Source organism: Aquabacterium sp. (assembly GCF_021768455.1).
GTDB lineage: Bacteria > Pseudomonadota > Gammaproteobacteria > Burkholderiales > Burkholderiaceae_C > Aquabacterium.
Window position 1 is genome coordinate 1 of the sequence record NZ_JAIZVX010000148.1, and the last position, 10,334, is coordinate 10,334.

Sequence of the window (10,334 nt, forward strand, 5' to 3'; positions counted from 1 at the left end):
GTACATCCTGGCCGGCCTGCCCTGCGAGCACCTGGAAGTCGAAGGCGACGGTGAGCACTTTTTCGCAACCATCGTCTCGGCCGAGTTCGACGGCAAGAGCCGCGTGGCACGTCACCAGCGTGTCTACCAGGCCCTGGGCGATAGAATGCGGGCGCAGATCCACGCTTTGTCGATGAAGACCCTGACCCCGGCCGAGTGGGCAACCCAGGCCAAAGCCACCTCCTGACCCAGGCGGCGGTCGGGCCCGCGTCGACCGGGCACTGCCACCTACAACCTCCTATTTTGGAAGGCGCGACCCCGCTGCGGCGGAGGCATCGCGCCCTTTGTGTTTCATGGACAAACTCCTGATCCGCGGCGGACGCCGTCTGCAAGGCGACGTGACCATCTCTGGCGCCAAGAACGCCGCCCTGCCTGACCTGTGCGCGACGCTGCTCAGCGCCGAGCCCGTCACGCTGGCCAACGTGCCCCAGTTGCAGGACGTCTCGACCACGCTCAAGCTGCTGGCCAACATGGGTGTGGTCGCCGAGCGCCATGCCGACGACGCCAACCTCGTCACGCTGGACGCCCGTCAGGTCAACAACCCCGAGGCGCCCTACGAGCTGGTCAAGACCATGCGCGCCTCCATCCTGGTGCTGGGCCCGCTGCTGGCCCGTTTCGGCCGTGCCCGCGTGTCGCTGCCCGGTGGCTGCGCCATCGGCTCGCGCCCGGTCGACCAGCACATCAAGGGCCTGCAGGCCATGGGCGCCCAGATCACGGTGGCGCACGGCTACATCGAGGCCAGCACGCCCCTGGGCGCCGACGGCCAGCCCACCCGCCTCAAGGGCAACCGCATCACGACCGACATGGTCACCGTCACCGGCACGGAAAACCTGCTGATGGCCGCCACGCTGGCCGAGGGTGAAACCATCCTCGAGAACGCTGCGCAAGAGCCCGAAATCACCGACCTGGCCAACCTGCTCATCGCCATGGGCGCGAAGATCGAAGGCCAGGGCACGCACCGCATCCGCATCCAGGGTGTGGACAAGCTGCACGGCCTGAAGCCTGCGCAAGCCCACCAGATCATCCCCGACCGCATCGAGACCGGCACCTTCCTGTGTGCCGTGGGCGCCGCCGGTGGCGACGTGACCCTGCGCAAGGCCAACGCCGAGCACCTGGAAGCCGTGATCGAGAAGCTGCGCGAAGCCGGTGTCGGCATCGAGGTCGGCGCCGACTGGATCCGCGTGACGGGCCATGGGCGCCCCAAGGCCGTGGGTTTCCGCACCCGCGAGTACCCCGCCTTCCCGACCGACATGCAGGCCCAGTTCATGGCACTCAACGCCGTGGCCGACGGCACCGCGGTGATCCACGAGACCATCTTCGAAAATCGCTTCATGCACGTCAACGAGCTGATCCGCCTGGGCGCGAAGATCGAGGTCGACGGCCACAGCGCCGTGGTCACGGGCGTGCCGCAACTGTCGGGCGCCACCGTGATGGCCACCGACCTGCGGGCGTCGGCCAGCCTGGTGATCGCCGGCCTCGTGGCCGAAGGCGAAACCCTGGTCGACCGCATCTACCACCTGGACCGTGGCTACGACCAGATGGAAGCCAAGCTGCGCGGCATCGGCGCCGACATCGAACGCGTGAAGGCCTGAGCATGAGCGGCAACATGATCACCCTGGCCCTGTCGAAGGGCCGCATCTTCGAAGAGACCCTGCCCCTGCTGGCCGCGGCCGGCATCGAGGTCAGCGAAGACCCCGAGAAGACCCGCAAGCTCATCCTGGGCACCAACCGCCCTGACGTGCGCGTGGTGCTGGTGCGTGCCACCGACGTGCCCACCTATGTGGAGCATGGCGGCGCCGACATCGGTGTGGCCGGCAAGGACATCCTGATCGAGCATGGCGGCGAGAACCTTTACCAGCCGCTGGACCTGAACATCGCCAAGTGCCACATGAGCGTGGCCGTGCGCGCCGATTTCGACTACGCCGGTGCCGTGAAGCAAGGCTCGCGCATCCGCGTGGCCACCAAGTACACGACCATCGCCCGCGAGCACTTCGCCAACAAGGGTGTGCACGTCGACCTGATCAAGCTCTACGGATCGATGGAACTGGCCCCGCTGACCGGCCTGGCCGATGCCATCGTCGACCTGGTCTCCACCGGCAGCACGCTGCGGGCCAACAACCTCGTCGAGGTCGAGCAGATCATGAACATCAGCTCGCGCCTCGTGGTCAACCAGGCTGCGCTCAAGCTCAAGCGTGAGGCCATCCGCAGCCTGATCCAGGCTTTCGAGTCGGCCATCCCGCGCTGAGCCCACCGGCCAGGCCCGATCGTCCTGATGGGCCCGGCCTGGCGCGGCTATGGCGACATTCGCAAGTCCCAATCGCCGCCCGGCTTCCATGCCGCCTGATTTCTGAGATCCTCTTGGCCATGACAGTCCAGATTCGCCACCTCGCCACCACTCAGCCCGACTTCGACGCCGCCTTCCAGAACGTGCTGCACTGGTCGGCCGAGACCGATTCGGCCATCGAAGACCGCGTCGCCGCCATCCTGGCCGATGTGCAGGGCCGGGGTGACGCCGCCGTGCTCGAGTACACCGCCCGCTTTGACGGCCTCAACGCCGATGCCATGGCAGCGCTGGAACTGGGGCAGGGCGAGCTGAAGGCCGCGTTCGACGGCCTGCCCGCCGAACAGCGCGCCGCGCTGGAATCGGCCGCGGCACGCGTGCGCAGCTACCACGAGCGCCAGAAGGAGGCCTGTGGCCTGAGCTGGTCCTACCGTGATGAAGACGGCACCCTGCTGGGCCAGAAGGTCACCCCGCTGGACCGTGTCGGCATCTATGTGCCCGGTGGCAAGGCCGCTTACCCCTCGTCTGTGCTGATGAACGCCATCCCGGCACACGTGGCCGGCGTGCCCGAAATCATCATGGTCGTGCCCACGCCCAAGGGCGAGAAGAACCCCCTGGTGCTGGCGGCCGCCTACGTGGCCGGCGTGAGCCGTGCCTTCACCATCGGTGGTGCCCAGGCCGTGGCGGCGTTGGCCTATGGCACCGCCACCGTCCCGAAGGTGGACAAGATCACCGGCCCGGGCAACGCCTATGTGGCCAGCGCCAAGAAGCGCGTCTTCGGGCAGGTCGGCATCGACATGATCGCCGGCCCCAGCGAGATCCTGGTGCTGGCCGACGGCAGCACGCCGCCCGAGTGGGTGGCCATGGACCTCTTCAGCCAGGCCGAGCACGACGAACTGGCCCAGAGCATCCTGCTGTGCCCCGATGCCGCCTACATCGCCGAGGTGCAGGCCGCCATCGACCGCCTGCTGCCCGCCATGCCGCGCGCCGACATCATCCGCGCTTCGCTGGAGGGCCGTGGCGCCCTGATCCTCACGCGCAGCATGGAAGAGGCCTGCGCCATCAGCAACCGCATCGCGCCAGAGCACCTCGAGGTCTCCAGCAGCGAGCCGGGCAAGTGGGAGCCGCTGCTCAAGCACGCTGGCGCCATCTTCCTGGGGGCCTACACCAGCGAATCGCTGGGCGACTACTGCGCGGGCCCCAACCACGTGCTGCCCACCTCGGGCACGGCGCGTTTCTCGTCGCCGCTGGGGGTGTACGACTTCCAGAAGCGCTCCAGCCTGATCGAGGTGAGCGAGGCCGGTGCCCAGGTGCTGGGCAAAACGGCCGCCGTGCTGGCTTATGGCGAAGGCCTGCAGGCCCATGCCATGGCCGCCGAGTTCCGCCTGCGCGGCCACCCGCACAACCCTCACAAGGCAGACTGACCATGTCCCTGCTGGACGTCTTCCGCGCCGATGTGCGCGCCATGCACGCCTACCACGTGCAGGATGCGACGGGCTTCATCAAGCTCGACGCGATGGAAAACCCCTTCACCCTGTCGCCTGCGCTGCAGGCCCGGCTCGGTGAACGCCTGGGTGCCTTGCCGCTGAACCGCTACCCTGGCCCGCGCATCCACGCGCTGCAGGACGCACTGCGTGCCCACGCCCAGGTGCCGGCCGACATGGGCCTGGTGCTGGGCAACGGCTCTGACGAGCTCATCAGCCTGCTTTCGGTGGCCTGCGCGCAACCGGGCGCCACGGTGCTGGCCCCGCTGCCCGGCTTCGTGATGTACGAATACTCGGCCAAACTGGCTGGCCTGCGCTTTGTGGGCGTGCCGCTGACGGCCGATTTCGAACTCGATGTGGCCGCGATGCTGGCCGCCGTGCGCGAGCATCGCCCGGCCATCACCTACCTGGCCTACCCGAACAACCCCACGGCCAACCTGTGGTCCGATGAGGCCATCGAGCAGGTGGTGCAGGCGGTGGCGGCCAATGTGGCCGAAGGGCACCCTGGTCTGGTCGTGATCGACGAGGCCTACCAGCCCTTCGCCAGCCAGTCCTACCTGCCGCGCCTGGGGCAGCATCCCCATGTCTTGCTGATGCGCACCCTGAGCAAATTCGGCCTGGCCGGTGTGCGCCTGGGCTACATGTTTGGCCGCGCCGAGCTCATCGAGCAGGTCGACAAGGTGCGCCCGCCTTACAACATCAGCGTGCTCAACACCGAAGCCGCCTTGTTCGCTCTCGAGCATGCGGCAGATTTCGACGCCCAGGCCGCCCAGATCAAGGCCGAGCGCAGCCGCCTCGAGGCCGCCCTGGCCACCATGCCCGGTGCCCGAGCCTACCCGAGCCAGGCCAACATGATCCTCGTGCGCGTGAACGACGCCGCGGCCGTGTTCCAGGCCCTCAAGGCCCGTGGCATCCTGATCAAAAATGTGGCGGGTCTGCACGGTTTGCTGGCAAACTGTGTCCGCCTGACCGTGGGCCTGCCTTCGGAGAATGACGCGCTGATCGCGGCCCTGGCCGAGATCCTGCGCGAGCCGCTGACCGCACCCTGAACGTCACCAACGCCCTTTCTGCATGAACGCTCCCCAACTGGCGCCCACCTCCGATTGCGCTGACCGCACGGCCGAGGTCACCCGGAACACCGCCGAAACCCAGATCACCGTGCGCGTCAACCTCGACGGCACGGGTGCTGCCAAGCTGCACACCGGCATCGGCTTTTTCGACCACATGCTCGACCAGATCGCCCGCCATGGGCTGATCGACCTCGACATCCAGGCGCAAGGCGACCTGCACATCGACGGCCACCACACGGTGGAAGACGTGGGCATCACCCTGGGCCAGGCCTTTGCCAAGGCCGTGGGCGACAAGAAGGGCATCCGCCGTTATGGCCACGCCTACGTGCCGCTCGATGAGGCCCTCTCCCGTGTGGTGATCGACTTCTCGGGCCGCCCCGGCCTGGAGATGCACATCCCCTTCACCTCGGGCGCCATCGGTGCCTTCGACACCCAGCTGACCTACGAGTTCTTCCAGGGCTTCGTGAACCACGCCGGCGTGACGCTGCACATCGACAACCTCAAGGGCGTCAACGCGCACCACCAGTGCGAGACCGTGTTCAAGGCCTTTGCCCGCGCCCTGCGTGCCGCGCTGGAGCGCGACCCCCGCATGGTCGGTGTGATCCCCTCGACGAAGGGTTCGCTGTGAGCCAGAACGCGACCGTCGCCGTCATCGATTACGGCATGGGCAACCTGCGCTCAGTGTCGCAGGCGGTGGAGCACGCGGCCCAGGGCCTGAACCTCGATGTGGTCGTCACCAACGACCCGGCCGTGGTGCGTGCCGCCCAGCGCGTGGTGCTGCCAGGGCAGGGCGCCATGCGCGACTGCATGCGCGAGCTGCGCGAAGCCCATGGCGGCGAACTGCTCGGTGCCGTGCTGGATGCCGCAGCCAACAAGCCGCTCATGGGCGTCTGCGTCGGCATGCAGATGCTGCTGGACCACTCCGAAGAGCAAGACACTCCCGGCCTGGGTCTCATTCCCGGCAAGGTGATCAAGTTCCGCCTGGATGGCCTCAAGCAGGCCGATGGCAGCCGCTACAAGGTGCCGCAGATGGGCTGGAACCGTGTGAGCCAGCCGCGCCACGAAGGCGTCTGGGGCGGACAGCCTCACCCCGTCTGGGCCGGCATCCCCGATCACAGCTATTTCTATTTCGTCCACAGTTACCACGCCGTGGTCGACACCGCCCAGCACAGCGCCGGCGAAACCGAATATGGCCTGCGCTTTACCTGCGCCGTGGCCCGGGATAATATTTTTGCGACGCAGTTCCACCCTGAAAAAAGCGCCGACCACGGTCTGGCCCTGTACCGCAATTTCCTGCTTTGGCAGCCTTGATGAATCACCCGCCGCCCGGCGGGTGTTTTTCAGGCCACAATCCCACCGTTTTCTTACCCACCCTCCGGCACCACAGCCATGCTGCTGATTCCTGCGATTGACCTGAAAGACGGCAAATGCGTGCGCCTCAAACAAGGCGACATGAACGACTCCACCACCTTCGGCGAGGATCCGGCCGCGATGGCCCGACGATGGCTGGATGCAGGCGCCCGTCGTCTGCACCTGGTGGACCTGAACGGCGCCTTTGCCGGCAAGCCCGTCAATGAAGCGGCGATCAAGGCCATCATCAAAGAGGTGGGCGACGAGATCCCGGTGCAACTGGGTGGCGGCATCCGCGACCTCGACACCATCGAGCGCTACCTCGATGACGGCCTGAGCTACGTCATCATCGGCACGGCCGCGGTGAAGAACCCCGGTTTCCTGCGTGACGCCTGCAGCGCTTTCGGTGGCCACATCATCGTGGGCCTGGACGCCAAGGATGGCAAGGTCGCGACCGACGGCTGGAGCAAGCTCTCCGGTCACGAGGTGGTGGACCTGGCCAAGAAGTTCGAGGACTACGGCGTCGAAGGCGTGATCTACACCGACATCGGTCGCGATGGCATGCTCTCGGGCGTGAACATCGAGGCCACGGTCAAGCTGGCCCAGGCCCTGACCATCCCGGTGATCGCTTCGGGCGGCCTGTCCAACATCGCCAACATCGAGGCGCTGTGTGCGGTCGAGAGCGAAGGCGTGGAAGGCGTGATCTGCGGCCGCGCCATCTACAGCGGCGACCTTGATTTTGCGGCGGCCCAAAAGCGTGCCGATGAGCTCAACGGCGGCTGATCCTCCCAAGCTGTTTTTTCCACGTCGCCCTGCTCATGCTCGCCAAACGCATCATTCCCTGTCTTGACGTCACCGGTGGCCGGGTCGTCAAGGGTGTCAACTTCGTCGAGCTGCGCGATGCCGGTGACCCGGTCGAAATCGCCGCACGCTACAACGACCAGGGCGCCGACGAGCTGACCTTCCTCGACATCACCGCCACCAGCGATGGCCGCGACCTGATCCTGCACATCATCGAGGCCGTGGCCAGCCAGGTTTTCATCCCGCTGACGGTGGGCGGTGGCGTGCGCGAGGTGGCCGATGTGCGTCGCCTGCTCAATGCCGGGGCCGACAAGGTCAGCTTCAATTCGGCGGCCATCTCCAACCCGCAGGTCATCCGCGATGCCTCCGACCGCTATGGTTCGCAGTGCATCGTCGTGGCGATCGATGCCAAGAAGCGCCAGGGCGACGACCTGGCTGCGCGCGGTCCGGGCTGGGACGTCTACAGCCATGGTGGGCGCAAGAACGTGGGGCTGGATGCGGTGGCCTGGGCCACGCAGATGGCGGCCTATGGCGCCGGCGAAATCCTGCTGACCAGCATGGACCGTGACGGCACGAAATCGGGCTTCGATCTGGCCCTCACCCGTGCGGTGAGCGATGCCGTGGGCGTGCCCGTGATCGCTTCCGGTGGCGTGGGCAACCTGGACCACCTGGCCGATGGCGTGCAGCAGGGCGGCGCCGATGCCGTGCTGGCCGCCAGCATCTTCCACTACGGCGAGTACACCGTGGGGCAGGCCAAGGCCCTGATGGCGCAACGCGGGATCCCGGTTCGGATCTGAGCCCCTGAGCCCCTGAGCCCGTGCCCACCTGGCCCCTAAAGAGGCCAAAGGCCCCGCATCGGGACCATCCCTGAAGCCGCTTCGAGCGGCTTTTTTCATGGGCGTGAAGGTTTCACACCTCTGGCGACGTGGGCATGGCGCCTCACACAACTTCACGGTCGGGCTCGGGCTTAATGTGGATTCCGGGATGTGTTGCGGCGCCCTGAGCCCAGGTGTTTCACCGGGCCGCCAGGGCGCCATCCGAACCTCATGAAGGAGTTTGTCATGCCCTCCGCATTCGGCTTCAAGCCGCTGCCTTTGCACGCTGTCCATCAAGCCCCCAGCCTGCCCCAGGCTCAGCGCCACGCCAGCCCCAACGACCCGGCCTTGTCCCTGCTCACCGACCTGCACCACGGCCCCTGCGTGGTCGCCAGCCACCGCGACGGCCTGAGCGAAACCCTGCACCTGATGATGCGCTCCGGCGTGCGCATGGTGTTCGTGGCCGGCAGCGATGGCGCCCTGGTCGGCATGGCCACGGCGGAAGACATCCAGGGCGAGCGGCCGGTGCTGCACGCGTCGCGTCACCATGTGCCGCACCATGAACTGACCCTGGCCGATGTGATGGTGCCGGTGGCCCGATGGGACACGGTCGACATGACCGAGGTGCGACATGCCCGTCTGGGCGATGTGGCCGCGACCCTGCACGAGCACGGGCTGCGCTACCTGCTGGTGACCCAGCGCAAGCAGGGCGAGACCGTGCTGAGAGGCCTGTTCTCGGCGCGGCGGCTGGAGATGGCCATGCAGACGGCGATCGAGCCCGACCTGCATTCGCGCAGTTTTGCCGAACTGGAGCAGGCCCTGGCGCATTGAGCGCCCGGGTCTGATCAGGCCTCCGGCGCTGCGGCGGGGGCGTTGACCTCGGGCAGGCTGAGTTCGAAGCGCGAGCCCTGGCCCTCAAGGCTGTGCACCGTGACGTGCCCGCCATGGCGCCGCGCCACAGTTTCGATGAAGACCAGGCCCAGCCCGATGCCCGCTGCGAGTTGAGAAGGGCGCCCCTGTTCAACGCGTTCATAGCGCCGGAACAGGCGACCCAGCTCGGAAGCCGGGATGCCGGGACCCTGGTCCTGAACGGCGATGCGGAAGCCGCCGGGCTCCGCCGTCACCTCGATCTGCACGGCGCTGCCATCGGGGCTGAACTTCACCGCGTTGCCCAGGAGGTTGACCAGGGCGCGGTGCAGCAGGTAGGCGTCGACCGTCGCGGGCAAGCGGGTTTCACCCGTCCAGTTTCCGGAGAGGGTGATGTGCCGCGCACTGGCCCGCAGCTGCACCTCGGCCATGGCCTCTTCCGCCAGCGAGTAGAGGTCGGTGCGGGCCAGGGTCACGGGCCGGGTTTCGGCGCGCATCACCTGCAGCAGTTCCTCGCACAGGTCGAGGGTGCCACGCGCCAGGGTTTCGACGTGCTCCAGTGCCTCGTCGTTGGAGAGGCCATCGCCCATGCGCTGCAGCTCGACCAGGGCCAGCAGCGAAGCCTGGGGCGAGCGGATGTCGTGCGCGATGAAACCCAGCAGCTCCTGGCGCTGCAGCTCGGCCTGGCGCAACAGGGTCATGTCGCTCACGCAGACGATGACGCCATGGGGTCGGGCCGCTGGCGTGCCGGTGTCGGATGCCTGGTCAGCGGGGTCGCTGGCCGCGGCCATTTGCACCAGGTGCTGCGCCGTGTCGCCCTGGCTGGCCTCGGTGCTCACCAGGGTCTGGGTGGTCTGCGCCTGTCGCCACAGGGCCTGCCAGCTGGGGGATTCGACCGGGGTCAGGCCGCCCAGCGCGGCATCCAGCGGCAAGCCGATCAGGACCTCGGGGTGAGGGCCCTCGCGTCCGCAGACCCGCAAGGCCTGGCGGTTGGCCTGTGTGATGCGGCCCTCCGCGTCGGTCACGAAAACGGCATCCGGCAGGGCGGCCAGGGTGTCGGCCAGCAGCTGCCGGGCTTCGCGCAGTTGCGCGGTGGCGGTGAGCAGCGCGTCGGTGCGTTGGCCGATGAAGTCGTTGTCCGTGCGAGTGGGTGTGACGAGGGTGGGCACGCGGCCCATCGGGCCGGTGGCGGCCTGCAGGGCCTCCAGTTCGGCCTCCAGGCTGCGGGCCGTGGCTTCCAGGCGGCGCCAGCTCCAGATCGGGTAGGCCAGCAGGGCGGCCAGCACCACGCTGAAGGGGGGGAGCCAGATGTCCAACGCGACCAGCAGCCAGGCCAGCATCACGCAGGCCACGGCCAGCCCGATGGCGTTGGCCAGGGCCTGGCGTGGCGTGACCCGACGGAAGGACCAGGCCAGGGCACCCACCAGCAGGCCGCACAAGAGGGCTTGGGCAGGGCGCGGCAAGGTGGTGAGCCCGCGCCCTTGTTGCAGGGCGGCGAAGAGCTGGGCTGTGACCTCCACCCCCGCCATGCCGGTATGGAGGCCGGAGACGGGGGTGAGGAAATCGTCGGCCAGGCCGCGTGCGGTCACGCCGATCAGAACGGTCTGGCCGCGCAGGGCGCTGTCGG

11 protein-coding genes are annotated in these 10,334 nt (G+C 67.7%); 10 read left to right on the top strand and 1 reads right to left on the bottom strand.

Annotation, left to right across the window (positions count from 1 at the left end; genetic code table 11):
• The first annotated feature begins 4 nt into the window (after positions 1-4).
• The 10 genes from QZ994_RS16220 (at position 5) to QZ994_RS16265 (ending at position 8,671) form a co-directional block, all read left to right on the top strand.
• The gene (locus tag QZ994_RS16220; RefSeq protein ID WP_290873983.1) at positions 5-226 is read left to right on the top strand and encodes a BolA family protein; all 222 of its coding nucleotides are present in this window, start codon (positions 5-7) and stop codon (positions 224-226) included.
• 106 nt (positions 227-332) lie between these two features.
• The gene (gene murA / locus QZ994_RS16225; protein WP_290873957.1) at positions 333-1,631 is read left to right on the top strand and encodes a UDP-N-acetylglucosamine 1-carboxyvinyltransferase; all 1,299 of its coding nucleotides are present in this window, start codon (positions 333-335) and stop codon (positions 1,629-1,631) included.
• 14 nt (positions 1,632-1,645) lie between these two features.
• On the top strand, positions 1,646-2,284 hold the full coding sequence (gene hisG / locus QZ994_RS16230) for an ATP phosphoribosyltransferase (RefSeq protein WP_290873986.1): 639 nt from the start codon (positions 1,646-1,648) through the stop codon (positions 2,282-2,284).
• Between the two features lie 119 nt (positions 2,285-2,403).
• Positions 2,404-3,744 (top strand): histidinol dehydrogenase, encoded by a 1,341-nt coding sequence (gene hisD / locus QZ994_RS16235; protein ID WP_290873960.1) that lies wholly within the window; start codon positions 2,404-2,406, stop codon positions 3,742-3,744.
• Between the two features lie 2 nt (positions 3,745-3,746).
• Positions 3,747-4,853, top strand: coding sequence for a histidinol-phosphate transaminase (hisC, locus tag QZ994_RS16240; protein WP_290873962.1), 1,107 nt, complete (start codon positions 3,747-3,749; stop codon positions 4,851-4,853).
• Between the two features lie 22 nt (positions 4,854-4,875).
• On the top strand, positions 4,876-5,502 hold the full coding sequence (gene hisB / locus QZ994_RS16245) for an imidazoleglycerol-phosphate dehydratase HisB (protein WP_290873965.1): 627 nt from the start codon (positions 4,876-4,878) through the stop codon (positions 5,500-5,502).
• A complete protein-coding gene (gene hisH, locus QZ994_RS16250) occupies positions 5,499-6,185 on the top strand; it encodes an imidazole glycerol phosphate synthase subunit HisH (RefSeq protein ID WP_290873968.1) in 687 nt (228 codons plus the stop codon). Before hisB ends, hisH begins: the two co-directional genes overlap by 4 nt.
• Before the next feature lie 78 nt (positions 6,186-6,263).
• A complete protein-coding gene (hisA, locus tag QZ994_RS16255) occupies positions 6,264-7,007 on the top strand; it encodes a 1-(5-phosphoribosyl)-5-[(5-phosphoribosylamino)methylideneamino]imidazole-4-carboxamide isomerase (RefSeq protein WP_290873971.1) in 744 nt (247 codons plus the stop codon).
• 35 nt (positions 7,008-7,042) lie between these two features.
• Positions 7,043-7,822, top strand: coding sequence for an imidazole glycerol phosphate synthase subunit HisF (hisF, locus tag QZ994_RS16260; protein WP_290873974.1), 780 nt, complete (start codon positions 7,043-7,045; stop codon positions 7,820-7,822).
• Positions 7,823-8,086: 264 nt separating this feature from the next.
• Positions 8,087-8,671, top strand: coding sequence for a CBS domain-containing protein (locus tag QZ994_RS16265; protein WP_290873977.1), 585 nt, complete (start codon positions 8,087-8,089; stop codon positions 8,669-8,671).
• A gap of 14 nt (positions 8,672-8,685) precedes the next feature.
• On the opposite strand, the gene QZ994_RS16270 is transcribed toward QZ994_RS16265, so the two are convergent.
• Positions 8,686-10,334 (bottom strand): ATP-binding protein (locus QZ994_RS16270; RefSeq protein ID WP_290873980.1); only part of this gene is annotated, 1,649 nt, incomplete at its 5' end.

What these genes read in the sequence shown, in the direction of transcription:
- murA (WP_290873957.1), top strand. Translation starts at nt 333, where the DNA reads ATGGACAAACTCCTGATCCGCGGCGGACGCCGTCTGCAAGGCGACGTG.
- hisG (WP_290873986.1), top strand. Translation starts at nt 1,646, where the DNA reads ATGATCACCCTGGCCCTGTCGAAGGGCCGCATCTTCGAAGAGACCCTG.
- hisD (WP_290873960.1), top strand. Translation starts at nt 2,404, where the DNA reads ATGACAGTCCAGATTCGCCACCTCGCCACCACTCAGCCCGACTTCGAC.
- hisC (WP_290873962.1), top strand. Translation starts at nt 3,747, where the DNA reads ATGTCCCTGCTGGACGTCTTCCGCGCCGATGTGCGCGCCATGCACGCC.
- hisB (WP_290873965.1), top strand. Translation starts at nt 4,876, where the DNA reads ATGAACGCTCCCCAACTGGCGCCCACCTCCGATTGCGCTGACCGCACG.
- hisA (WP_290873971.1), top strand. Translation starts at nt 6,264, where the DNA reads ATGCTGCTGATTCCTGCGATTGACCTGAAAGACGGCAAATGCGTGCGC.
- hisF (WP_290873974.1), top strand. Translation starts at nt 7,043, where the DNA reads ATGCTCGCCAAACGCATCATTCCCTGTCTTGACGTCACCGGTGGCCGG.
- QZ994_RS16265 (WP_290873977.1), top strand. Translation starts at nt 8,087, where the DNA reads ATGCCCTCCGCATTCGGCTTCAAGCCGCTGCCTTTGCACGCTGTCCAT.